Origin of the sequence: Hylemonella gracilis str. Niagara R (assembly GCF_000600295.1) — a bacterium.
GTDB lineage: Bacteria > Pseudomonadota > Gammaproteobacteria > Burkholderiales > Burkholderiaceae_C > Hylemonella > Hylemonella gracilis_A.
Window position 1 is genome coordinate 2923514 of the sequence record NZ_JEMG01000001.1, and the last position, 23398, is coordinate 2946911.

Sequence of the window (23398 nt, forward strand, 5' to 3'; positions counted from 1 at the left end):
CCCGCGCCAGATACACCCCCGCACCATGACAGTACCCCGCGTCATTCCGATTCTCGATCAGCGTGTCGCCGCACCCGTGTCAGGCCACTGGCCATCGGCGATGGCATCGGGTTTGCCGCGCGACCGCTTGAACCGCCCCCTGCACGACCTGCGCATCAGCGTCACCGACCGCTGCAACTTCCGCTGCAGCTACTGCATGCCCAAGGAGGTCTTCACCAAGGACTACCCCTACCTGCCGCATGGCGACCTGCTGACCTTCGAGGAGATTTCGCGCCTGGCACGCGCCTTCGCGACCCTGGGCGTGCGCAAGATTCGCCTGACTGGTGGCGAACCCCTGCTGCGCAAGAACATCGAGGCCTTGATCGAGCAATTGGCCGACATCCGCGCGCCGGACGGCCAGGCCCTGGAACTCACCCTCACTACCAACGGCACGCTGCTGACACGCAAAGCCGTCTCGCTGAAGGCGGCTGGACTGCGCCGCGCGACCATCAGCCTGGATGCCCTGGACGACGCGGTGTTCCGCCGCATGAACGACGTGGATTACCCCGTGGCCGGTGTGCTCGAGGGCATCGAGGCGGCGCGCGCGGCAGGCCTGGGACCACTCAAGATCAATATGGTGGTCAAGCGCGGCGTCAACGACCACGAAATCCTGCCCATGGCACGGCATTTCCAGCGCGAGGGACTGACCCTGCGCTTCATCGAGTACATGGACGTGGGCGCCACGAACGGCTGGCGCATGGACGAGGTGCTGCCCAGCGCCCAGGTGCTGGACTGTCTGCGGCAGGCGGCGGCGGACGGTCTGCTGCCTGCGCTCGCGCCCCTGGAACGCGCAGCGCCTGGCGAAACGGCCGAGCGATGGGCCTATGCCGATGGCAGTGCGGAGGTCGGTTTCATCAGCAGCGTGACCCGCGCTTTCTGTGGCGACTGCAACCGCGCCCGACTCTCCACCGAAGGCCAGCTCTACCTCTGCCTCTTCGCCCATCAAGGCCATGACCTGCGTGGCTTGCTGCGCTCGGGAGCCAACGACGAGGAGATCACCGCGGCCATCGCGGGCGTCTGGCAGGCACGCGCCGACCGGTATTCGGAGTTGCGGGCTTCATTGCCCGCCGAGTCCCTGGGCGCCGCCCGACCCCGCATCGAAATGAGCTACATCGGTGGCTGAGCAAGGCATCACAGGCCTGATCCTGGCCGGCGGACGCGGCAGCCGCATGGGCGGCGTGGACAAGGGCCTGCAGCCCTTCCGGGGTGAAGCCCTGGTCCTGCACGCTTTGCGACGCCTGCGACCCCAGGTCACGGCCCTGGCCATCAGCGCCAACCGTCATCTGAGCGCCTATGAGGCCCATGGCGTGCCGGTCTGGCCGGACCTGCTGCCCGACTACCCCGGCCCACTGGCGGGCATGCTGAGTGGACTCACACATGCCCGTACACCCTGGCTGCTCACCGTGCCCTGCGACGCACCGCGTTTTCCCGAGAACCTGGCATCGCGACTGCACCTTGCCGCCCTTGCGGAGCAAGCGGAAATTGCACTGCCTGTGACCGATCGGCCACAACCGGCTTTTTGCCTCGTCGCGACCTCCTTGCGCGACAGCCTGTCCCATTTCCTGCGCGAGGGGCAGAGGAAAGTCGAGGCATGGACGCGACAGCATCGGTGCGTGCAGGTCCCTTTTGATCTGCCCGGTGATGACCCCCTCGCCTTCACGAACCTCAACACCCTGGAGGACCTCAGGCAGTTGGAACGGCAGCACGTACCCGAACACGGCGTACCCGGACCTTAGGCAGAGCCCCGTCACGCCACGCGGCTGTCTCGCCCAAAGCAACAACATGTAACAGGGCTGGTCCCTGGGTGGCATAATCGCGAGCAAGCTATCAAAAACGGAGCGCTCCTGCCCCTGGACCGTTCCACTCCCCCGGATCAGAAGGATTTCCATGGCATTCATCACCACCCCGAGCGGCCTGCAATACGAAGACACCGTCGTCGGCGAAGGCCCGGCCGTCCGACGCGGTCAAGCCGCCACAGTGCACTACACGGGCTGGCTTTACAAGAATGGCCAGCAGGGTCCGCAGTTCGATTCCAGCCATGACCGCAAGGAACCTTTTGAGTTCGCCCTGGGCTCGGGCATGGTCATCGAGGGCTGGGACCAGGGCGTCACGGGCATGAAAGTCGGCGGCAAGCGCACGCTCATCATTCCCCCGGGCCTCGGTTACGGCCTGCTGGGCGCGGGTGGCGTGATCCCGCCCAACTCAACGCTGAAGTTCGAGATCGAGCTGCTGTCCATCACGGGCTGAGCCTTCCCGCCCGCAGTCCGGGCGGGCGGCGTTTTTACTGGCGCCTGGAGGGTTTGGGAACAAATCCAGGGCTTTTTCGGCGATCAAGGCCACTTAGCCCCTTGAAAATAGCAAAGCCGCCCCCATCTGGGCGGCTATTGTTTTCTTTTGCCTTCTTTTCACCGATGACCGACCCTCAAGCCACGCCCCCCTCCGAGAGCACCACCGTTGATCTGAACGCCGATCCGCTGACTCAGGCGCAAGCTGAGTTGGCCGAACTGAAGGCCAAGAGCGCCGAACTGGCAGACCAGTATTTGCGTGCCCAGGCCGAGGTGCAGAACGCCCGGCGCCGGGCGGACGAGGAAATCTCCAAGGCCCGCAAATTCGCCATCGAGGCTTTCGCCGAGAGCCTGCTGCCCGTGGCCGACAGCTTGGAAGCCGGGCTGGCCATCAAGGATGCGACGCCCGCCCAAATCCGCGAAGGCGCCGAGGCGACGCTGCGCCAGTTGGCCGCCGCGCTGGAACGCAACAAGGTGATCGCCATCGCGCCCGCGCCGGGCACCAAGTTCGACCCACACCAGCATCAGGCCATCAGCATGGTGCCGGCCGATCAGGAAGCCAACACGGTGGTGAGCGTGCTGCAAAAGGGTTACACCATTGCGGATCGCGTTCTGCGCCCGGCCTTGGTCACGGTGGCCGCGCCGAAGTGAGGCCTTGAAAGCCGGCGACTTATCCACAAGTAATCCTCATCCCCAATTCACAATTCCAGGAGTAAGCACATGGCCAAGATCATTGGCATCGACCTCGGCACCACCAACTCGTGCGTCGCCATCATGGAAGGCAACAGCACCAAGGTGATCGAGAACGCCGAAGGCGCGCGCACCACGCCGTCCATCATCGCGTATCAGGAAGATGGCGAGGTGCTGGTCGGCGCGTCGGCCAAGCGTCAGGCGGTCACCAATCCCCGCAACACGCTGTATGCGGTCAAACGCCTGATTGGTCGCAAGTTCGAGGAAAAGGAAGTCCAGAAGGACATCGACCTCATGCCCTACACCATCGCCAAGGCCGACAACGGTGATGCCTGGGTCGAGGTGCGCGGCAAGAAACTGGCGCCCCCTCAGGTCAGCGCTGAAGTGCTGCGCAAGATGAAGAAGACCGCCGAGGACTACCTGGGTGAACCCGTGACCGAGGCCGTCATCACCGTCCCGGCCTACTTCAACGACGCCCAGCGCCAAGCCACCAAGGACGCGGGCCGCATCGCGGGCCTGGACGTCAAGCGCATCATCAACGAGCCCACCGCCGCGGCCCTGGCCTTTGGCCTGGACAAGCATGGCAAGGGCGACCGCAAGATCGCCGTCTATGACTTGGGCGGCGGGACGTTCGACATCTCCATCATCGAAATCGCCGACGTGGACGGCGAGATGCAGTTCGAGGTGCTGTCCACCAACGGCGACACCTTCCTGGGCGGCGAAGACTTCGACCAGCGCATCATCGACTACATCATTTCCGAGTTCAAGAAGGAACAGGGCGTCGACCTGACCAAGGACGTGCTGGCCCTGCAGCGCCTCAAGGAAGCCGCCGAAAAGGCCAAGATCGAGCTGTCCTCGAGCACCTCGACCGACGTGAACCTGCCCTACATCACGGCCGACGCCTCGGGCCCCAAGCATCTGAACATCAAGCTCACGCGCGCCAAGCTGGAAAGCCTGGTGGAAGAGCTGATCGATCGCACCATCGCGCCCTGCCGCACGGCCATCAAGGACGCCGGCGTCGCCGTGGGCGACATCCAGGATGTGATCCTGGTCGGCGGCATGACGCGCATGCCCAAGGTGCAGGACAAGGTCAAGGAGTTCTTCGGCAAGGAGCCGCGCAAGGACGTGAACCCCGACGAGGCCGTGGCGGTCGGCGCGGCCATCCAGGGCCAGGTGCTCAGCGGCGACCGCAAGGACGTGCTGCTGCTCGACGTCACCCCGCTGTCCCTGGGTATCGAGACCCTGGGCGGCGTGATGACCAAGATGATCGCCAAGAACACGACCATCCCGACCAAGTTCGCGCAGACCTTCTCCACCGCCGACGACAATCAGCCGGCCGTGACCATCAAGGTTTACCAGGGCGAGCGCGAAATGGCCGTGGGCAACAAATCCCTGGGTGAGTTCAACCTGGAGGGCATCGCGCCGGCGCCGCGTGGCATGCCGCAGATCGAGGTGACCTTCGACATCGACGCCAACGGCATCCTGCATGTGAGCGCCAAGGACAAGGGCACGGGCAAGGAGAACAAGATCACCATCAAGGCCAACTCGGGTTTGTCCGAGGAGGAAATCCAGAAGATGGTCAAGGACGCCGAGCTCAACGCGGCCGAGGACAAGAAGAAGCTCGAGATCATCCAGGCCCGCAACCAAGCCGATGCGACCGTGCACGGCGTGAAGAAGAGCCTGGACGAGCATGGCAGCAAGCTGTCCGAGGCGGAAAAGTCCGAGATCGAGACGGCGATCAAGGAACTGGAAGAAGCCATCAAGGGCGAGGACAAGGCCGCGATCGACGCCAAGACCGAGGCGCTGCTCAAGGCCAGCCAGACGCTGGGCGAAAAGGTTTACGCGGAGCAGCAGGCCGCAGCAGCAGGTGCCGCCGCCGGGCAGGCGACGGACCAGGCCGAGCCGCAAAGCGCGTCTCGTCCCCAGGACGACAACGTGGTGGACGCCGAAGTCAAGGAAGTCCGCAAGTGATGCGGGGCGGCGCCCGTCCTGGCTCCATGGACAGGATGTCGCCGCCCTGGACGGTTGACGCTGCCGCGTCGGCGCACGGATTCATCCCCGTGCACCGACGCGGCGGTTTCGCTTGAAAAAACACCGGAACAAGAGATGGCAAAGCGTGACTATTACGAAACCCTGGGTGTCGCGAAAGGCGCCAGCGAGGACGAGATCAAGAAGGCCTATCGCAAGCTGGCGATGAAGTACCACCCTGACCGCAACCAGGGCGAAGGCGCCAAGGCGGCCGAGGAGAAGTTCAAGGAGGCCAAAGAGGCCTACGAAATGCTGACGGACGCGCAAAAACGCGCTGCTTACGATCAGTACGGTCACGCGGGCGTTGACCCCAACATGCGCGGCGGCGCCGACAGCGGGTTCGCCGCTGGTGGCTTCGCGGAGGCCTTTGGCGACATCTTCGGCGACATGTTCGGCCAACAGCGTGGCGCCCGCGGCGCGCGGCAGGTCTACCGGGGCGGTGACCTGAGCTACGCGATGGAAATCTCCCTGGAAGAAGCGGCGCGCGGCAAGGACGCGCAAATCCGCATCCCGAGCTGGGACAGCTGCACCACCTGCACTGGCACGGGCGCCAAGCCCGGTACCCAGGTCAAGACCTGCAGCACCTGCCATGGCTCCGGCCAGGTACAGATGCGCCAGGGTTTCTTCAGCGTGCAGCAGACCTGCCCGCACTGCCAGGGCACGGGCAAGATCATTCCCGAACCCTGCCCCACCTGCGCCGGCCAGGGCCGCATCAAACGCCAAAAGACGCTGGAAGTGAAAATTCCCGCCGGCATCGACGACGGCATGCGCATCCGCAGCACCGGCCATGGGGAACCAGGCATCAATGGCGGCCCGCCGGGTGACCTGTACATCGAGATAAGGATCAAGAAGCACGACATCTTCGAACGCGATGGCGATGACCTGCACTGCACTGTGCCCATCAGCATCGTGACGGCCGCGCTGGGCGGCGAGATCGAGGTGCCAACGCTGCAGGGCAAGGCGGCCATCGACATTCCCGAAGGCACGCAGACCGGCAAGCAGTTCCGCCTACGCGGCAAGGGCATCAAGGACGTGCGATCCAGTTACCCCGGCGACCTTTATTGCCACATCAGCGTGGAAACGCCGGTCAAGCTCACCGAGGCGCAGCGCAAGCTGCTGCGCGAACTGGACGATCTGCTGAAGAAGGGTGGCGCCAAACATTCCCCCAGCCAGGGTGGCTGGGCTGACCGGCTACGCAGCTTCTTCAGTTGAGGCCAGCCCAGGGGTGCGTCTCGCGCCCCTGGGGTTGGGGTGATAGGCAGTCGGTAAACAGGCTGGGACGCGCCACTGGCATACCCTGGAAGGGTTCCCCGGCCATTTACGTCCCCTGAACGGAGTAACGCCTTGTTACCCCAAATCCATGGGAAAGTCAGGTGAATGCGCCCACAATTAGTCGCCATGGCCCTGCGACTCTTTCACGTCACTGAATTCGCGCAATCGTCCATCTCCCCGGCGGCGCAACGCTCCTCCTGGCACCCGCTCACGGTGCTCACCCTGATCAGCTTGTGGCTGACACTCACAGGCAATCTCCCTCTGTGGCGAGAAATCTCTCGAGCCCCCGAAGCCGCCTATGCCGGACATGGTGCCTTCGGCTTGAGCCTGTACCTCGCCCTGCTTTGCCTCACCTCGCTGGGCCTGTTGCTCACGCTCTTCAACTGGTCTCCTCTGCTCAAGGTGTTCGCCATCGTGCTGTTGTGGCTGACAGCCGTGAACGCGGAACTGCTCTGGACGGGTCAAGGCGTCTTGCTGCTGGACACCGCCCATTTGCAAAACACCCTCGGGCCCTTGATCACCCACCTCAGCCACCTGCCCTGGTGGCAACACCTGCTGTGGCTGGGTCTGCTGGCCGGTCTGCCCACGCTGTGGCTCTGGAATATCAACATCCGCCGAGTCCGGCTGAGCCGACGCCTGCCGCAGAACCTGCTGATGATCCTGGTCTGGGCCGTTGCGCTGGCGGCGGTCTGGTTCATCGGTCGCGACTCATTACTGCCCGTGCTGCAAGGCACCCGCTGGCTCGATGGCTTGAGTCCCTTCAACACCTTGCTGAGCCTGGCGCACTGAAACCCAGGGCCGTATAGCTGACTTTTTTGATCGGCTACTTCAAGCCCTGACAGGGCAAACTCTAATATGTGCACTCCGCCCACGCAGCGGGGAATAATCCGGCACTGGATGCCGCACAGGGAGTTTGACTTGGATTCCAGCGCACACCTACAACCGCCCCAGCCTGCGGCGCCACTGAAGCTGACCGTCGAAGCGGCCATGACCGCTGCCAGCAGCCAGCCCGCTCTGCTGCAGGCCATCTACGACATCTCGCCCGACGGCGTGCTGGTCGTGGACGAGGAGGGACAGGTCCTGTCGCACAACCTCCCTTTCCTCCAAATCTGCAACCTGAACCCTGGCACAGCGCATGGGAGCCTCGTGCCCTCCACAATGAGCGCAACCCAGGCCCAGGATCTGCTGCCGAAATTGCTCGATCAGGTGCAAGACCCCGAGGCCTATTTGGCCCGGCTGCGGCAACTGCAGGAGCACCCGGATCAGGTCGACCGATGCGAAATCGCCCTCAAGGATGGCCGCACGCTGGAGCGCCAGTCCACCGTGCTGCGCGACGGCCAACAGCGCTCGCTGGGCCGCGCTTGGTTCTTTCGCGACGTCACCGCGCAAAAGCGGCACGAGGCCGAGTTGGTCCGGCTCGCGCGCTACGACCCGCTCACCGGCGCAGCCAACCGCCGTTATTTCCTGGAACGCGCCGAACAGGAGTGCGCGCGCAGCCGCCGTCATCAGCTGCCGCTCTCGGTCATGCTGGTGGACCTGGACCACTTCAAACAGATCAACGACCAGTACGGCCACGCTTATGGCGACGAGGCGCTCAAGCAATTCAGCGCCGTGGTGCGTGGGCGCCTGCGCGACAGCGACCTGCTCGCGCGCATTGGTGGCGAGGAATTCATAGTGCTCATGCCCAGCACGGCTCTGGCCGGCGCCACCCTGCTGGCCGAACGGCTGCGCACGGCCCTGGCCAACCAGCCCTTGCCCATCATCGACCACTTGCTGCCGGTGCGCTTCAGCGCGGGCGTGACCCAATTCAAGGGTGATGACCAGGACATCGAGACCTGCCTGAAACGCGCCGACGAAGCCATGTACCGAGCCAAACAATCCGGCCGGGACCGCGTCGAAGCCTACGTCTGAGCCTTGTGTCCAGGGTTCATGACCCTGTTGACGTCCTGAATTTTCAGTATTTACTGAAAATTCAGCAAACCCATGACAGAATGCGGGCATGTCAGACAAGCACTCTCTTGCCCCACTGTCGCGTCAGTTCGTCTCGCATTTCGGCGAAATGGGTAGCCGATGGGGCATCAACCGCACGGTGGGCCAGATCTACGCGCTCATCTTCATTTCACAGCGCCCGCTGAACGCGGACGACATCGCCGAGACCCTGGAGTTCTCCCGCTCGAACGTCAGCATGGGCCTGAAGGAATTGCAGGCCTGGCGCCTGGTCCGGTTGCGCCACCAGCCCGGCGACCGCCGCGAGTACTTCGAAGCGCCGTCCGATGTATGGGAAATCTTCCGGGTGCTGGCCGAGGAACGCCGCCGCCGTGAGATCGAGCCCACGCTGTCCATGCTGCGCATGGCCCTGCTGGAGGAACCCGGCAACGAGGCCGAACGGCACGCCCAGGAGCGGATGCGCCAGATGCATGAGTTGATCGACCGGCTCATGACCTGGTTCGACGACGTGCAGAAACTCAGCAACGAAACCGCGCTGCAGCTCATGGGCATGGGCAGCGCCGTGACCAAGGTGCTCGAATTCAAGGACCGCGTGACGGGACGCACGCCCCGGCGGGCCCCGGACAACCAGAGGAAATGACCATGGACGCCCTGCTCGCCGCGCGCATACAGTTCGCCGCCAACATCAGCTTTCACATCCTGTTCCCGACCATCACCATCGCCCTGTGCTGGCTGCTGCTGTTCTTCCGCATCCGCCAGTCCCTGGCCACCCGGCGTGAAGGCGCCGAGAGCGCCAACGCGCTGGCCTGGGAACAGGCCTATTACTTCTGGACCAAGGTGTTCGCCCTGACCTTCGCGCTGGGCGTGGTGTCGGGCATCACCATGAGCTTCCAGTTCGGCACCAACTGGCCGGGCTTCATGGAACGCGCCGGCAACATCGCTGGCCCCCTGCTGGGCTATGAAGTGCTCACCGCCTTCTTCCTCGAAGCCACGTTCCTGGGCATCATGCTCTTTGGCCGGGGCCGGGTTTCGGAGCGCACGCATTTCATCGCCACGCTGCTGGTGGCGCTGGGCACCACGCTCTCGGCCTTCTGGATCCTCGCGCTCAATTCCTGGATGCAGACACCAGCTGGCTACACGTTGATCGATGGCCGTTTCCACGCACAGGACTGGTGGGCCATCGTCTTCAACCCCTCCTTCCCCTATCGCCTGGGTCACAAGCTGCTGGCCTCGGCACTGACGGCCTCCTTTCTCATGGCGGGCCTGAGCGCCTGGCAGCTGCTGCGCCGAACGGCCACGCCCGGCACGCACAAGGCCTTGCGTACTGCCATCGTGACTGCGGCTGTCGCGATCCCACTGCAGATCTGGATGGGTGACCTGCACGGCCTCAACACCCTCGCCCACCAGCCCGCCAAGATCGCCGCCATCGAAGGCATCTGGCACACCGAGCGCGGCGCGCCCCTGACTCTGCTGGGTTGGCCCAGTGAAAAGGAGGGCCGCACTCTGTACGCCGTGCAAATTCCCAAGGGGGCCAGCCTCATCCTGGCCCATGACGCCGACGCCGAACTGCAAGGGTTGGAGGCATTCCCGGGCCAGCACCCGCCGGTGGCCCCGGTCTTCTGGAGTTTCCGCGTCATGGTCGGCGTCGGAATGTTGATGCTGGCCGTGGCTTGGCTGTCGGCGTGGAAGCTCTACCGCGTCGGCAGCGCAGGCTTACCCCGCTACTGGCTCTGGATGTTGGCGGCCATGACCTTCTCGGGGTGGGTGGCGACGCTGGCGGGCTGGTATGTGACCGAGATCGGCCGCCAACCCTGGATCGTCTATGGCGTGCTGCGCACGGCGGATGTCGTGGCCGACCACCCCACGGGCATGGTCGTGACCACGCTGGTGGCTTATTTGCTGGTCTATGCCCTGCTGCTGCTCGCCTACGTAGGAGTATTGAAGTACATGGCCGAACACCCAGCGCCTGCCTCACCCACGACGCCCTCACCCACGCCTGAACGGCAGCCCACCCACCCGCGCGCCCAACAAGCCTGAGAAGGATACGACCATGGATATGCCATTGAACTGGGCCACCGTACTCCCCCTGATCTTCATGGCCGTGATGGGCCTGGCCCTCTTGGTCTACGTCGTGCTCGACGGTTATGACCTGGGCGTCGGCCTGCTGCTGCCCTTCGCCAGCGAGACGCAGAAAGACCTGATGGTGTCGAGCATCGGTCCTTTCTGGGACGCCAACGAAACCTGGCTGGTGCTCGGTGTGGGCGTGCTCCTGGTGGCTTTTCCCATGGCCCACGGCATCGTGCTGTCGGCCCTGTACCTGCCGGTCGCGCTGATGCTGATTGGCCTGATCCTGCGTGGCGTGGCTTTTGACTTCCGTATCAAGGCCCCCGCCGGCCACAAGACACTCTGGAACCGCCTGTTCGCGCTGGGCTCGCTGCTGGCCGCATTGGCCCAGGGCTGGATGCTGGGCAGCTACCTGACCGGCTTCGACACCCATCCCTTTGCCTTGCTGTTTTCGGCCGGCATCGCCATCACCCTGCCCACGGCCTATGCCCTGCTGGGCGCGGGCTGGTTGCTGATGAAGACCGAAGGCGAGCTGCGCGCGCGCGCCATGGCCTGGGGCCGGCGCGTGTTCTGGCCCATGGCCTTGGCCCTGGGCGCCATTTCGCTCGCGACGCCACTGGCCAGCCCGACGGTCTATGCCAAGTGGTTCGTGCTGCCGGAGTTCTTCGCCCTGCTGCCCATTCCCCTGGCCAGCGCGGCTGCCCTGGCCGCGGCCTGGTTGGTGCTGCACCGGCCGCGCGTGGTGGAGGCGGGATACGGCTGGATCGTGTTCGTCGCGACCGTCATCGTCTTCGTGCTGGCCTTCTTCGGCCTGGCCTACAGCCTCTACCCCTACATCGTGATGGACCGGCTGACGGTCTGGCAGGCCGCGAGCGCGACCGAGTCACTGATGGTCATCCTGATCGGCGTGGCCATCACGTTGCCGGTCATCGTTGTGTACACCATCTTCATGTACCGCGTGTTCTGGGGACGGGCGGGCGCCTTGAGCTACGGCCCGTCGAGCGGGCATTGAGTCGGTGCCTGGCGGACTGGCTGCTCAGCCACGCGCCGCCCTCTTCGACCAAGGTCAGACCGAGTGTGATGTCTCGCGATTCACGCGGGCACCCCAGGCCAGCAAGGCCAGCACGATGGCGATCAAGGGCAGCATCAGGGCGTTGATCACGTTCCAGCCCGCGCTGCCCAGCAGACTGCCCGAGCCGAAGGACGCCACCGCCACCACGCCGAACATCAGAAAATCGTTGAAGGCCTGAACCTTGGCGCGTTCGGCCGCGTTCTCCTGACGGTACACATCGGTCAAGAGCGCGGTGGCGCCGATGAAACCGAAATTCCAACCCACGCCCAACAGCACCAGGGAGCCCCAGAAGTGCAGGAGTTCCAGTCCGGCCAGCGCCAGCAGGCCGGAGGCGGCAATCAACAACAAACCGGCTGATGTGACCTGGGTCTTGCCGAAACGCGTGATCAAACGGCCCGTGACGAAACTGGGGGCAAACATGGCCAGCACATGCCACTGGATGCCCAGCGCCGCCTCGCCCACCGTGTGGCCACAGCCCACCATGGCCATGGGTGCCGCCGTCATGATGAAGGCCATGAGTCCATAGGACACCACGCCCGCCGAGACCGCGACGATGAAACGCGGGTTGCGCGCGATCTCTCCCAGCGACCGCGCGCCATCGCCCGCCCCTGCCTCACCGGCGGTGGCCTGACCGCCCTTCGGCATGCGCAGCGCCAGCAGCAAGGGTAGGGCCAGCAGCGCCAGCATGGCCTGTGCCCCGAAGCTGCCCGCGAAAGGCGCGCCGGGCCAGGCATCACGCGTCCAGATCACGGCTTGCGGTCCGATGATGGCGGCCACCAGGCCGCCGATCATGATGAGCGAGATGGCCTGCGCGCGTTGCGGTGGCGCCACCGTGTCGGCGGCGGCGAAACGGTAACTCTGAACATTGGCGCCGTAGTACCCGGCCAGGGCCGTGCCCAGGCAAAAGATCAGGAAACTGCCCTGCACGATCCCGGTCGCAGCCACGCCACCGGAGACCACCGCCAGCACCGCGCCCAGCGCATAAGCCGCGCGCCGCCCCAGACGGCGCATCAGGAAGGCAGCGGGCAAGGTGGACAAAGCCAAGCCGAGGTTGTAAAGACTGACGGGCAAGGTGGCGAGCGCGGGCCGGCTGGCCAGCATCTGCCCCACGATGCCGCCCAGGGAAATGATGATGGGCGCCGACGCCGCGCCCAGGGACTGGGCGGCGACCAGCAAGGCCATATTGCGGCGCGCGACGGAGTTCATGGCAGGGTGGTTCATGTGGGCAGCTTCAAGGGAATCTTGAGGTAGGACACGCCATTGTCCTCCGCCGCAGGCAGGCGACCGGCGCGGATGTTGACCTGAATCGAAGGCAGCAGCAAGGCCGGAGCGGCCAGTGTTGCGTCACGTTGTTCGCGCATGGCGACGAAATCCGCCTCGCTCACGCCTTCGTGCACATGGATGTTGCGGGCGCGCTGCTCGCCCACCGTGCATTGCCACGCGGGGGTGGTTCGCCCCGGCGTCGGGTAGTCGTGGCACATGAAGAGCCGGGTCTCGGGCGCAAGCGCGAGCAGGCGCTGGATCGATCGGTACAGCGTGGCCGCGTCGCCGCCCGGAAAATCCGCCCGCGCCGTGCCGTAGTCCGGCTTGAACAAGGTGTCGCCCACGAACACCGCGTCATCGATGCGGTAGGACACACAGGCGGGCGTATGGCCCGGCGTGTGCAGCACCTCCACCGTCAGGCCACCGAGCGCGAAGGTCTCGCCGTCGTGGAACAGGTGGTCGAACTCGCTGCCATCCCGCGACACATCGTCCAGATTGAAGACCGGGCCGAAGATGGCCTGCACCTGGGTGATGTGCTCGCCCATGCCCACCGGCGCCTGCGTGCGTTGCTGGAAGTACGGCGCGGCACTGAGGTGATCGGCATGCGCATGGGTTTCAAGGATCCAGACAATGCGCATACCCGCTTCACGCGCGGCGGCCAGCACCCGATCGGCCGAGGCCGTGGACACCTTGCCGCTGCGCGGCTCGTAGTCCAGCACCGGATCAATCACGGCGGCCTGCTTCGTGTCCGGATCGGACACGAGGTAGGTGATGGTGTGGGTGACCTCGTCGAAGAAGGACTGAATGACAACGCTTGCGGGCATGGGGCAATCCGGATCAGGCAGTGACACGGCCATTCAAACACAGCCCCCGGCGCGACCGCCAGCTCGGCATGAACCCGTGCCCCCGAGCAGCTTTCAGCAACCGCCGCGCACGCCGAAACGGCGCAGGATGGATTCCATCAGGCACCACTTCGTGATGCCACTTTGCAGCAGGTTGAGACCGACAAAAGCGGTGAAGGCCAGCCACCAGGTGCTGAGGTACAGCGGGCTGCCAGGCACGCCCAGGGCCAGGGACAGCAGCACAAAAAGGCCAGCGATGATGCGGACGAGACGCCAGGAAGTCATGAAATTCTCCTTGATGGGTTGGAGGGTGGATGGAAATCAGGAGGCCGCGGAGCCGCTGCTCACAGGCTCGTGCGTCTTGCGATAAGCCGTGTGATAGGCCGCGTAATACAGCGTCGGGATGACCACCAGCGTGAGCACGGTGGAGACCAGGATGCCGAAGATGAGCGCGATGGCCAGACCGTTGAAGATCGGGTCATCGAGGATGAAAAAGGCCCCGGCCATGGCGGCCAGCCCGGTCAGCAGAATGGGCTGCGCGCGCGTCGTGGCGGACTGCACCACGGCTTCGGCGAAGTCCACGCCCTCGGCCAGGCGCAGATGGATGTAGTCCACCAGCAGGATGGAGTTGCGCACGATGATGCCGGCCAGCGCGATCATGCCGATCATGCTGGTGGCCGTGAACTGCGCGTTCAGCAGCGCGTGCCCGGGCATCACGCCAATGACCGTGAGCGGGATCGGCGCCATGATGATCAGGGGTGTGAGGTAGGAACCGAACTGCGCCACCACCAGCAGGTAGATCAGGATCAGGCCCACGGCATAGGCCAGGCCCATGTCGCGGAAGGTCTCGTAGGTGATCTGCCACTCGCCGTCCCATTTGATCGCGTAGCCGCGCAGCACGTCGTCGGGCTGGGCCACGAAATGTTCGCTCAGCGCTCCGCCGTCCGGCGCAGTGATGCGCAGGATGTCCGCGCGCGCGGCGAACATGCCGTAGATCGGACTGTCGAGCTGGCCCGCCATGTCGGCGACCACGAAGTTCACCGGCAGCAGGTCCTTGTGATAGACCGGTTGCTCGCGCTGTGCGTCCACCACGCGAGTCAGCTCGCGGATGGGCACCAACCGACCTGCATTGCCATGCACGGGCAATTGCAGCAAGGCATCCAGGTCGCCATGGCGTTCGGCCGGCAGTTGCAGCAGCACCGGTGTCGGGTACTTGCTGCCGTCGCGCAGCCAGGTCACCGCTTCACCCGCCAGCCCGGCGCGCAGCGTGGCGACGATGTCGGCCTGCGCGACACCCGCCATGGCGGCCTTGGCGCGGTCCACCAGCAGCAACTGGCGTGGCGCCGAGGCGATGGCGCTCTCGTCCACGTCCACCACGCCCGGCGTGGCCTTCAGGATCTCGCGCACCTGGCGCGCCACGGCCTGGCGCCCCTCGGCCTCGGGGCCGTAGATTTCCGCCACGATGGGCGCCAGCACGGGTGGGCCGGGCGGCACTTCCACCACCTTGACGTTGGCGCCGAAACGCGCACCGATTTCCTGCAGCACGGGCCGCAGGCGCGTGGCGATGGCGTGGCTCTGGGCCTCGCGGTGCGCCTGGTCCACCAGGTTGACCTGCAAGTCCCCGACATCGCCACCGGCGCGCAGATCGTACTGGCGCACCAGGCCATTGAAGTTGATCGGCGCGGCCGTTCCCGCGTAAGCCTGGTAGTCACTGACCTCGGGCACGGTGGCCAGGTAGGCGCCCAGTTCACGCAGCGTGGCGGCGGTGTGCTCCAGCGGCGTGCCCGCGGGCATGTCCACCACGATCTGGAACTCGGACTTGTTGTCGAAGGGCAGCATCTTGAGCTGCACCCAGCCGAGCACGGGCAGCAGTACCGACAGCGCAATCAGCGCCAGGATGCCCAGCGCCATCTGGCGTCGCTTGCCCGCGCCGCGCCGCGCATCGAGCAGCGGGGTGAACAGCTTGCGGAAGTAGGGATCCAATCGCGCACCCAGGCCCTGGGGCGCGGCGTGTCCCGCAGCGCCCTGAGCTCCATGGCTGGGGGACGGCTTCATCCACAGGCGCGCCAGCCAGGGCGTGACGACAAAGGCGATGGCCAGTGACAACAGCATGCCCATGCTGGCGTTGATGGGGATGGGGCTCATGTACGGCCCCATCAGCCCGCTCACGAAAGCCATGGGCAGGAGCGCCGCGATGACGGTCAGCGTCGCCAGGATGGTGGGGCCGCCCACTTCGTCCACCGCGCCGGGAATCAGTTCGGCCAGGGTCTTGTCCGGGTACAGGGCCTGATGCCGATGGATGTTCTCCACCACCACGATGGCGTCGTCCACGAGGATGCCGATGGAGAAGATCAGCGCGAACAGCGACACCCGATTGAGCGTGAAGCCCCAGGCCCAGGACGCGAACAAGGTGACCGTCAGCGTCAGCAGCACGGCCGAGCCGACGATGGCCGCCTCGCGCCGGCCCAGGGCCAGGAACACCAGCGCGACCACCGAGGCCGTGGCGAACAGCAGCTTCTGGATCAGCTTCTCGGCCTTGTCGTTGGCGGTCGCGCCGTAATTGCGGGTCACGGCCACCTCCACGTCGGCGGGGATCACGGTGTTCTTGAGCGATTCAAAACGCGCGATGGCGGCGTTGGCCACGTCGATGGCGTTCTCGCCCGGCTTCTTGGTCAGCGTCACGGTGACGGCCGGGTACTCGCCACCTTGTGCACCGCCCCGCTCGGCAGGGATGCCATGCCAGACGTAGGACTGCGGCGGCGGCGGACCATCGATCACGGCGGCGATGTCGCGCAGGTAGACCGGGCGCCGGTCCGCGGCCGTGCCCCGCGCGGCGACCACCAGCGCGCCCACGTCCTCGGCACGCTCCAGCCAGGGGCCGGCTTCGATCGCCACGGCCCGGTTGGCCGAGATCAGCTCGCCGACCGACGCCCCCGCGTTGGCCGACAGCAGCACCCCGCGCACGTCCGCCACGCTCACCCCGGCGGCGGCCATGCGCGCGGCATCAAGCTGCACCCGCACGGCACGCCCCGGGCCGCCGAGCGTGCGCACGTCCTTGGTCCCCGGCACGCGCTTGAGTTCCACCTCCATGGCGTGGGCCACGCGCTCCAGGTCAAAGGCGCTGGCCTCGGGCCGGCGGTCGAACAAGGTCAGGCTGACGATGGGCACGTCATCGATGCCCTTGGGCTTGACGATGGGCGTGAGCGCGCCCAGATCGGCCGGCAGCCAGTCGGCATGGTCGCGCAGCGTGTCGTGCAAGCGCACCAGCGCCTCGCTCTGCGCGACACCGACCTTGAACTGCACGGTCAGCACCGCCAGACCGGGACGCGACACGGACATCACATGCTCCACGCCCGCCATGCGCGCAAGCACCTGTTCACCCGGCGTGGCGATGACCTGTTCCACATCCCGCACCGAGGCGCCCGGGAACGACACGATCACATTGGCCATGGTCACGTCGATCTGGGGCTCTTCCTCGCGCGGCGTGACCGCGACGGCGAAAACACCCAGCAGCAGCGCCACCAGGGCCAGCAGCGGCGTGATCTGCGCGGACTGGAACAGGGCCGCGACACGGCCCGACACGCCGAGGCGGCTGGCACCCAAGGCGCCGGGGCGGGAATCGGAGGAAGGGGTCGTCATGGCTGGCCTTTCGTGATCAAGGCAGACGCAGGGCGCGCTGCGCGTCGGTGACCACCCGGTCGCCGTCGGCCACGCCACTCAGAATCTCGACACGACCGCCGTCCACCGGCCCCGGCCGTACCTGGCGCAAGCGCGGCTGCCCCCCCGCGTCCAGCACGTAGACAGCTGTCAGCTCACCACGCCGCAGCAGGGCGCTGATGGGCACGAAGATGCGGCCCGCCCCCTGCTCCTGCACGCCCAGCCAGACCCGCACGTACATGCCGGGGACCACACCCGGGGTCGTCTTCGGCAAATCGAAGCGCAGCTGCGCCGTGTGCGAGACCGGATCCACCGTGGGCAGCACGCGCACCGACTCCACGAGCCGCGCGGCCTGGCCGTCCAGCTCATAACGCACCACGGGCGAAGCGCCCGCGCTCGCCAGCAGCGCCTGCGGCACGGATGCCGTCACGCGCAAGGCCGCCGGGTCGTAGACCACCAGCAACGGTCGCCCCGGCATCGCCATGTCACCCAGCGCCACCGGCACCTCACGCACCACGCCAGCATAAGGCGCGTTGAGCAGGTGGAAATCGGTCTGCACCTGGCTGGCGCGGGCTTGCGCCTGTGCACGGTCCAGCGCGCCCTGGCTGATGAATTGCTGATCGAACAACTGGCGCTGGCGCTCGTATTCCTTGGCCGCCACGTCGCGTTGGACTTGCGCGGCCTGCGCGTCGATGCGCAGCAAGGGCTGGCCAGCCCGCACCGTGTCACCGGCCTTCACGCGCAGCTCCACGATGGCGCCTTGCACCTGGGCGGACAAGGTGGTCTCCCGCACCGCTTCCACCACGGCTTCCAGGCTCACCCAGCGCGGCTGGGCCGCCGCGCGCACGATGACGAAGGGCGGCAACGCCGGACTGTCCGGCGCGCTTGCCCGCGGAACTTGCGCGCGGCCCGGCATGACCGTGGCCAGCAAGGCAAGCGCCATCGCGGACATCAGAAACGCGCGCGGCAGGAGGAGAGAAATGGGTCGCATGGTCACAGTCCGTTGCCAAACATCGATGCCATGCATTATTCCATCATTTGCGCAATTGCGCAAATGATGGAATCAAACTATCATCCCAACCTCACTCATCAACAGATTTCAGACATGTCCAAAGCCAAGCTCGCCATGGAATCGATGCCCCTCGAAGCCTTGCGGGAAGTCGCCGCCTATTTCCAGGCCCTGTCCGAGCCCACCCGGCTGATGATCCTGAATCAACTGCGCGCGGGTGAAGCCAATGTGAGCGAACTGGCCGAGGCCTGCGCGTGCAGCGTGGCCAATGTGTCGCGCCACCTGACCCTGCTTTCCAAGCACGGTTTGGTGGCGCGCGACAGCCGGGGCGCCAATGCCTATTACCGGATCGCTGATCCCTCGGTCAACGCTCTGTGTGATCTGGTCTGCGGCAACATCGCGCGCCATCTGGAGCGCGGCGCGGTGAGCCGCAGCGCCTTCATGCGACCCGCTTGATCCCCGTCCCGGCATGCGGGGCACGAGGGGCGAGGCTGCGGCGAGACAGCAGCGACCAAAGAAAAGGCCCGGTTCTTCCGGGCCTGCAAACAGGGGCGTGGTGAGCGTTCAGGCCACCACGGCCGGTAGCGCCAGCAGGCGCGCGCGCGCCGCGAGGTACTCGCGCTTGAGTTGCGCGATGTAGTCCGCCGCGCCTTGAACGCGGTCGATGGCACCGATGCCCTGTCCGGAACCCCAGATGTCCTTCCAGGCTTTCTTGGCGTCGCCACCGAAGTTCATCTTGCTCGGATCGCTCTCGGGCAGATGGTCGGGGTCCAGCCCCGCCGCGCGGATGCTGGGTTTGAGGTAGTTGCCGTGCACGCCCGTGAAGAGGTTGCTGTAGACGATGTCGTCGCTCGTGCCCTCCACAATGGCCTGCTTGTAGGCCTCGGCCGCGCGCGCTTCCTGCGTGGCGATGAAGGCCGAGCCGATGTAGGCGAAATCCGCGCCCATGGCCTGGGCGGCGAGGATGGAGGCCCCGGTGGAGATGGAACCTGACAGGGCCAGCGGCCCCTCAAACCACTGGCGGATTTCCTGTACCAGGGCGAAAGGGCTCTTGATGCCCGCGTGCCCGCCCGCGCCGGCCGCCACGGCGATCAGACCGTCCGCGCCCTTCTCGATGGCCTTGTGGGCAAAGGCGTTGTTGATGATGTCGTGCAACACCACCGCGCCGTAGCTGTGCGCGGCCTGGTTGATTTCCTCCCTCGCGCCCAGCGAGGTGATGTAGAGCGGCACCTTGTACTTCACGCACAAGGCCATGTCCTGCTCAAGCCGCTCATTGCTCTTGTGCACGATCTGGTTGATCGCGAACGGCGCGGCGGGCTGGTCCGGGTGCGCCCGGTCCCAGGCAGCCAAGGCCTCGGTGATCTCGGCCAGCCATTCGTCCAGTTGCGAGGCTGGCCGCGCGTTCAAGGCCGGCATGGCGCCGACGATGCCGGCCTGGCACTGCGCGATGACGAGTTGAGGATTGCTGATGATGAACAGCGGCGAGCCGATGACGGGCAGGCGCAGCTTGCTGAAGACAGCAGGAAGTTGGGACATGAGCAGAGCGTCTCCGGGATGTTCTTTAGTCGTGGATCGAAAGCGGACCGGGTTCAGAACGCGTCCAACGGCAGCGCCGTGACGCTGGCCGCGCCCTCGACGATGGCGGCGCGCTGGCCCGCCGTGCGCGTCAGGATGTGCTCGGCGTAGAAACGTGCCGTCGTGACCTTGCCTTGCATGAAGGCGGGGTCTTGCGCCTGGTTCGCCTGCGCGGCCAGCAAGGCGCGGGCCAGTTGCCAGCCCGCCATCAGGTTGCCGGCCAGCATCAGGTAGGGCACGCTGCCCGCGTAAACCGCGTTCGGGTCCTGCTGGGCAACCAGGAAATCCACGACATCGACGAAGGCCGCGCGCGCGGCGGCCAGATGCCGGGCCACGGCCAGCGCGTCGGCGCCACCGCTGCGCTTGAGCTCGGCCTCGGTGGTCTCGATCTGCGCGGCGATGGCCTTGGCGGTCTGCCCCCCGTCGCGCAGGGTCTTGCGGCCCACGAGGTCATTGGCCTGGATGGCGGTCGTGCCTTCGTAGATGGTCAGGATCTTGGCGTCGCGGTAGTGCTGGGCTGCACCGGTTTCCTCGATGAAACCCATGCCGCCATGCACCTGCACGCCCAGCGAGGTGACTTCCAGGCTCATCTCCGTGCTGTAGCCCTTGACCAGGGGCACGAGGAATTCGTAGAAGGTCTGGTTCTGCCGGCGCGCCTCGGCATCCGGGTGGTGGTGCGCGGCGTCGTAGGCGGCGGCGGCCACGCTGGCCATGGCACGGCAGCCCTCGATGAGCCCGCGCGAGGTCATCAGCATGCGCCGCACGTCCGGGTGGTGGATGATGGGCGCGCTGGCCTTGATACTGCCATCCACCGGGCGGCTCTGAACACGGTCCTTGGCATAGGCCACGGCCTGCTGGTAGGCGCGTTCGGCCACCGCGATGCCCTGCACGCCCACGGCATAACGGGCCGCGTTCATCATGATGAACATGTACTCGAGACCGCGGTTTTCCTGGCCGACCAGGTAGCCCACGGCGCCCCCGTGGTCACCGTACTGGAGCACGGCAGTCGGACTGGCCTTGATGCCCATCTTGTGCTCGATGCTCACACAGTGCACGTCGTTGCGCTTGCCCAGCGAGCCATCCTGGTTCACCAGGAACTTGGGCACGAGGAAGAGGCTGATGCCCTTGATGCCCTCGGGCGCGCCCGTCACGCGCGCCAGCACCAGGTGGGCGATGTTCTCCACCATGTCGTGCTCGCCGTAGGTGATGAAAATCTTGGTGCCGTAGACCTTGTAGCTACCGTCGGGCTGGGGCTCGGCGCGGCTGCGCACCAGGGCCAGGTCGCTGCCGGCCTGCGGCTCGGTCAGATTCATGGTGCCCGTCCACTCGCCGCTGACCAGTTTTTCCAGATAGACGGCCTTGAGCTCGTCCGAACCTGCGGTCAGCAGGGCTTCGATGGCGCCATCGGTCAGCAGCGGGCAGAGCGCGAAGCTCAGGTTCGCGCTGTTGACCATCTCGATGCAGGCCGCGCCGATGGCCTTGGGCAGGCCCTGTCCACCGAAATCGACCGGGTGCTGCAGACCCTGCCAGCCGCCCTGGGCGAACTGGCGGAAGGCATCCTTGAAGCCCGGCGTGGTGGTGACGACACCGTCCTTCCAGCTCGAGGGCTGGATATCGCCCGCGCGGTTCAGCGGGGCGACCACCTGCTCGTTGAACTTGGCGGCTTCTTCCAGCACGGCCTGGGCCGTCTCGAAACCCGCGTCCTCGAAACCGGGCAGTTGGGCAATCTCGTCGATCTGCGCGAGATGGCGCAGATTGAACAGCATGTCTTTCAGGGGCGCCTTGTAGCTCATGGTCTTGTCTCCGGAAACAAAAAAGGGGCGTCACTGCGACGTGACGCCCCGCTTGCGCACGATCAGAGCGCCTTGACCAGTTCGGGCACGGCCACGAACAAGTCGGCCTCGAGGCCGTAGTCGGCCACGCTGAAGATGGGGGCTTCGGGGTCCTTGTTGATCGCCACGATCACCTTGGAATCCTTCATGCCGGCCAGATGCTGGATGGCGCCGCTGATGCCCGCGGCAATGTAGAGCTGCGGCGCGACGATCTTTCCGGTCTGGCCGACCTGCAGGTCGTTGGGCGCGTAACCCGCGTCCACCGCCGCGCGCGACGCACCGATGGCGGCCCCCAGCTTGTCGGCCAGCGGGGTCATCACCTCGTTGAATTTCTCGCTCGAACCCAGGGCACGGCCACCGGACACGATGATCTTGGCGGCGGTCAGGTCGGGGCGGTCGTTCTTGGCGATTTCCGAGCCGAGGAAGCTGCTCTTGCCGCTGTCCACGGTCGCGGCAGTGCTTTCCACCGAAGCCGAACCGCCCGAGGCCGCCGCCGGGTCAAAGCCCGTGGTGCGCACGGTGATGACCTTCACCTTGTCCGCGCTCTGCACGGTGGCGATCGCATTGCCAGCATAGATGGGGCGCTCGAACGTGTCCGCGCTGATGACCTTGCTCACATCGCTGATCTGCGCCACATCCAGCTTGGCCGCCACGCGCGGGGCGACGTTCTTGCCCGAGGCCGTGGCCGGGAACAGGATGTGGGTGTAGTTGCCAGCGATGGCGAGCACCTGGGCCGCGACGTTCTCGGCCAGGCCATGTTCCAGCCCCGCCGCATCGGCGTGGATGACCTTGGTGACACCGGCGATCTTGGCGGCGGCTTCGGCCGCGGCCTGGGCCTTGTGGCCCGCCACCAGCACATGCACCTCGCCACCGGCCTGCGCGGCGGCGGTGACGGTGTTGAGGGTCGCGCCCTTGATGGACGCGTTGTCGTGTTCGGCGATAACGAGAGAAGTCATGGTGAATCCTTGATGATCTGTGGCCCCTGTCAGGGCTCCCGTGGAACCGGCTAAGCCGGGCCACCGGGAGCGTCCCCTCGAGGGGAAGGCGCGCAGCGCCTCAGGGGTGTTAGATAACCTTCGCTTCGTTCTTCAACTTGGCCACCAGGGTCGCCACGTCCGGCACCTTGACGCCAGCGCCGCGCTTGGGCGGCTCGCTGACCTTGAGGGTCTTGAGACGCGGCTTCACGTCCACGCCCAGGTCCTCAGGCTTGAGGGTGTCGAGCTGCTTCTTCTTGGCCTTCATGATGTTGGGCAGCGTCACATAACGCGGCTCATTCAGGCGCAGATCGGTCGTGATGACGGCGGGCAGGGTGATGGACAGCGTTTCCAGGCCACCATCGACCTCGCGCGTCACTTTGGCCTTGCCATCGGCCACTTCCACCTTGGAGGCGAAGGTGGCCTGCGGCAGATCGGCCAGCGCAGCCAGCATCTGACCGGTCTGATTGGCGTCGTCGTCGATGGCTTGCTTGCCCAGGATCACGAGGCCGGGCTGTTCCTTGTCCACCAGGGCTTTGAGCAGTTTGGCCACCGCCAGAGGCTGCAACTCCTCACTCGTCTCGACCAAGATGGCACGGTCGGCGCCGATGGCCATGGCCGTGCGCAGGGTTTCCTGGCACTGGGCCACACCACAGGAAACCGCAATCACTTCCGTCACCACGCCCTTTTCCTTCAGGCGCACGGCCTCCTCGACGGCGATTTCGTCAAAGGGGTTCATGCTCATCTTGACGTTGGCGATGTCCACACCGCTGTTGTCCGCCTTCACGCGGACCTTGACGTTGTAGTCCACCACGCGTTTGACGGGGACGAGGACTTTCATGCGCGCTC

Annotated in this window: 21 protein-coding genes; 12 read left to right on the plus strand and 9 right to left on the minus strand. The window is 65.8% G+C overall.

Features of this window, described 5'->3' with window-relative positions:
• Positions 1-25 precede the first annotated feature (25 nt).
• From moaA to AZ34_RS13420, 11 genes are all read left to right on the plus strand, one after another.
• The gene (gene moaA, locus AZ34_RS13370) at positions 26-1162 is read left to right on the plus strand and encodes a GTP 3',8-cyclase MoaA (RefSeq protein ID WP_035608868.1); all 1137 of its coding nucleotides are present in this window, start codon (positions 26-28) and stop codon (positions 1160-1162) included.
• On the plus strand, positions 1155-1775 hold the full coding sequence (gene mobA, locus AZ34_RS13375; protein ID WP_035608870.1) for a molybdenum cofactor guanylyltransferase MobA: 621 nt from the start codon (positions 1155-1157) through the stop codon (positions 1773-1775). The genes moaA and mobA overlap by 8 nt, the downstream gene beginning before the upstream one ends.
• Positions 1776-1926: 151 nt before the next feature.
• A complete protein-coding gene (locus AZ34_RS13380; protein WP_035608877.1) occupies positions 1927-2286 on the plus strand; it encodes an FKBP-type peptidyl-prolyl cis-trans isomerase in 360 nt (119 codons plus the stop codon).
• A gap of 164 nt (positions 2287-2450) precedes the next feature.
• Complete coding sequence (gene grpE, locus AZ34_RS13385; RefSeq protein WP_035611758.1) at positions 2451-2975, plus strand: nucleotide exchange factor GrpE; 525 nt, start codon at positions 2451-2453, stop codon at positions 2973-2975.
• 69 nt (positions 2976-3044) lie between these two features.
• Positions 3045-4985: a molecular chaperone DnaK gene (gene dnaK / locus AZ34_RS13390; RefSeq protein ID WP_035608880.1), complete on the plus strand. Its 1941-nt coding sequence runs from the start codon at positions 3045-3047 to the stop codon at positions 4983-4985.
• Between the two features lie 135 nt (positions 4986-5120).
• The gene (gene dnaJ / locus AZ34_RS13395; RefSeq protein ID WP_035608883.1) at positions 5121-6254 is read left to right on the plus strand and encodes a molecular chaperone DnaJ; all 1134 of its coding nucleotides are present in this window, start codon (positions 5121-5123) and stop codon (positions 6252-6254) included.
• A gap of 186 nt (positions 6255-6440) precedes the next feature.
• Positions 6441-7103: a phosphoethanolamine transferase domain-containing protein gene (locus tag AZ34_RS13400; RefSeq protein ID WP_035608885.1), complete on the plus strand. Its 663-nt coding sequence runs from the start codon at positions 6441-6443 to the stop codon at positions 7101-7103.
• Between the two features lie 129 nt (positions 7104-7232).
• A complete protein-coding gene (locus tag AZ34_RS17685) occupies positions 7233-8225 on the plus strand; it encodes a diguanylate cyclase (RefSeq protein WP_197026555.1) in 993 nt (330 codons plus the stop codon).
• Between the two features lie 88 nt (positions 8226-8313).
• Positions 8314-8901, plus strand: a complete 588-nt coding sequence (locus tag AZ34_RS13410) for a GbsR/MarR family transcriptional regulator (protein WP_035608887.1) — start codon at positions 8314-8316, stop codon at positions 8899-8901.
• A gap of 2 nt (positions 8902-8903) precedes the next feature.
• Positions 8904-10298, plus strand: coding sequence for a cytochrome ubiquinol oxidase subunit I (locus AZ34_RS13415; protein WP_035608889.1), 1395 nt, complete (start codon positions 8904-8906; stop codon positions 10296-10298).
• Positions 10299-10311: 13 nt separating this feature from the next.
• On the plus strand, positions 10312-11337 hold the full coding sequence (locus AZ34_RS13420) for a cytochrome d ubiquinol oxidase subunit II (RefSeq protein WP_035608891.1): 1026 nt from the start codon (positions 10312-10314) through the stop codon (positions 11335-11337).
• A 54-nt stretch (positions 11338-11391) separates the two neighbouring features.
• Here AZ34_RS13420 and AZ34_RS13425 read toward each other — a convergent pair whose 3' ends face one another.
• The 5 genes from AZ34_RS13425 to AZ34_RS13445 all read right to left on the minus strand — a co-directional run bounded on the left by AZ34_RS13425 (position 11392) and on the right by AZ34_RS13445 (position 18150).
• Positions 11392-12618 carry an MFS transporter gene (locus tag AZ34_RS13425; protein WP_035608893.1) on the minus strand — a complete coding sequence of 409 codons (1227 nt, stop codon included), beginning with the start codon at positions 12616-12618 and terminating at the stop codon, positions 11392-11394.
• On the minus strand, positions 12615-13484 hold the full coding sequence (locus AZ34_RS13430; RefSeq protein ID WP_035608896.1) for an MBL fold metallo-hydrolase: 870 nt from the start codon (positions 13482-13484) through the stop codon (positions 12615-12617). Before AZ34_RS13430 ends, AZ34_RS13425 begins: the two co-directional genes overlap by 4 nt.
• Positions 13485-13577: 93 nt before the next feature.
• On the minus strand, positions 13578-13787 hold the full coding sequence (locus tag AZ34_RS13435; RefSeq protein ID WP_035608898.1) for a YgaP family membrane protein: 210 nt from the start codon (positions 13785-13787) through the stop codon (positions 13578-13580).
• Positions 13788-13823: 36 nt separating this feature from the next.
• A complete protein-coding gene (locus AZ34_RS13440; RefSeq protein ID WP_051509839.1) occupies positions 13824-17141 on the minus strand; it encodes an efflux RND transporter permease subunit in 3318 nt (1105 codons plus the stop codon).
• A gap of 16 nt (positions 17142-17157) precedes the next feature.
• The gene (locus tag AZ34_RS13445; RefSeq protein ID WP_035611764.1) at positions 17158-18150 is read right to left on the minus strand and encodes an efflux RND transporter periplasmic adaptor subunit; all 993 of its coding nucleotides are present in this window, start codon (positions 18148-18150) and stop codon (positions 17158-17160) included.
• A 135-nt stretch (positions 18151-18285) separates the two neighbouring features.
• On the opposite strand from AZ34_RS13445, the gene AZ34_RS13450 reads away from it, so the two are divergent.
• Positions 18286-18624, plus strand: coding sequence for an ArsR/SmtB family transcription factor (locus tag AZ34_RS13450; protein ID WP_035611766.1), 339 nt, complete (start codon positions 18286-18288; stop codon positions 18622-18624).
• Between the two features lie 108 nt (positions 18625-18732).
• On the opposite strand, the gene AZ34_RS13455 is transcribed toward AZ34_RS13450, so the two are convergent.
• From AZ34_RS13455 to AZ34_RS13470, 4 genes are all read right to left on the minus strand, one after another.
• Positions 18733-19704 (minus strand): NAD(P)H-dependent flavin oxidoreductase, encoded by a 972-nt coding sequence (locus tag AZ34_RS13455; protein ID WP_035608900.1) that lies wholly within the window; start codon positions 19702-19704, stop codon positions 18733-18735.
• Positions 19705-19757: 53 nt separating this feature from the next.
• On the minus strand, positions 19758-21536 hold the full coding sequence (locus tag AZ34_RS13460) for an acyl-CoA dehydrogenase (protein WP_035608903.1): 1779 nt from the start codon (positions 21534-21536) through the stop codon (positions 19758-19760).
• 62 nt (positions 21537-21598) lie between these two features.
• Positions 21599-22531: an electron transfer flavoprotein subunit alpha/FixB family protein gene (locus tag AZ34_RS13465; protein ID WP_035608905.1), complete on the minus strand. Its 933-nt coding sequence runs from the start codon at positions 22529-22531 to the stop codon at positions 21599-21601.
• Between the two features lie 109 nt (positions 22532-22640).
• Positions 22641-23390: an electron transfer flavoprotein subunit beta/FixA family protein gene (locus AZ34_RS13470; protein WP_035608908.1), complete on the minus strand. Its 750-nt coding sequence runs from the start codon at positions 23388-23390 to the stop codon at positions 22641-22643.
• Positions 23391-23398 lie beyond the last annotated feature (8 nt).

Coding starts and splice junctions, on each gene's coding strand:
- AZ34_RS13435 (WP_035608898.1), bottom strand. CDS start 13,787: ATGACTTCCTGGCGTCTCGTCCGCATCATCGCTGGCCTTTTTGTGCTG.
- AZ34_RS13465 (WP_035608905.1), bottom strand. CDS start 22,531: ATGACTTCTCTCGTTATCGCCGAACACGACAACGCGTCCATCAAGGGC.
- AZ34_RS13460 (WP_035608903.1), bottom strand. CDS start 21,536: ATGAGCTACAAGGCGCCCCTGAAAGACATGCTGTTCAATCTGCGCCAT.
- AZ34_RS13400 (WP_035608885.1), top strand. CDS start 6,441: ATGGCCCTGCGACTCTTTCACGTCACTGAATTCGCGCAATCGTCCATC.
- grpE (WP_035611758.1), top strand. CDS start 2,451: ATGACCGACCCTCAAGCCACGCCCCCCTCCGAGAGCACCACCGTTGAT.
- AZ34_RS13450 (WP_035611766.1), top strand. CDS start 18,286: ATGGAATCGATGCCCCTCGAAGCCTTGCGGGAAGTCGCCGCCTATTTC.
- AZ34_RS13430 (WP_035608896.1), bottom strand. CDS start 13,484: ATGCCCGCAAGCGTTGTCATTCAGTCCTTCTTCGACGAGGTCACCCAC.
- AZ34_RS13380 (WP_035608877.1), top strand. CDS start 1,927: ATGGCATTCATCACCACCCCGAGCGGCCTGCAATACGAAGACACCGTC.
- dnaJ (WP_035608883.1), top strand. CDS start 5,121: ATGGCAAAGCGTGACTATTACGAAACCCTGGGTGTCGCGAAAGGCGCC.
- AZ34_RS13425 (WP_035608893.1), bottom strand. CDS start 12,618: ATGAACCACCCTGCCATGAACTCCGTCGCGCGCCGCAATATGGCCTTG.
- AZ34_RS13445 (WP_035611764.1), bottom strand. CDS start 18,150: ATGCGACCCATTTCTCTCCTCCTGCCGCGCGCGTTTCTGATGTCCGCG.
- dnaK (WP_035608880.1), top strand. CDS start 3,045: ATGGCCAAGATCATTGGCATCGACCTCGGCACCACCAACTCGTGCGTC.
- AZ34_RS13440 (WP_051509839.1), bottom strand. CDS start 17,141: ATGACGACCCCTTCCTCCGATTCCCGCCCCGGCGCCTTGGGTGCCAGC.
- AZ34_RS13410 (WP_035608887.1), top strand. CDS start 8,314: ATGTCAGACAAGCACTCTCTTGCCCCACTGTCGCGTCAGTTCGTCTCG.
- AZ34_RS13420 (WP_035608891.1), top strand. CDS start 10,312: ATGGATATGCCATTGAACTGGGCCACCGTACTCCCCCTGATCTTCATG.
- moaA (WP_035608868.1), top strand. CDS start 26: ATGACAGTACCCCGCGTCATTCCGATTCTCGATCAGCGTGTCGCCGCA.
- AZ34_RS13455 (WP_035608900.1), bottom strand. CDS start 19,704: ATGTCCCAACTTCCTGCTGTCTTCAGCAAGCTGCGCCTGCCCGTCATC.
- AZ34_RS13415 (WP_035608889.1), top strand. CDS start 8,904: ATGGACGCCCTGCTCGCCGCGCGCATACAGTTCGCCGCCAACATCAGC.
- AZ34_RS13470 (WP_035608908.1), bottom strand. CDS start 23,390: ATGAAAGTCCTCGTCCCCGTCAAACGCGTGGTGGACTACAACGTCAAG.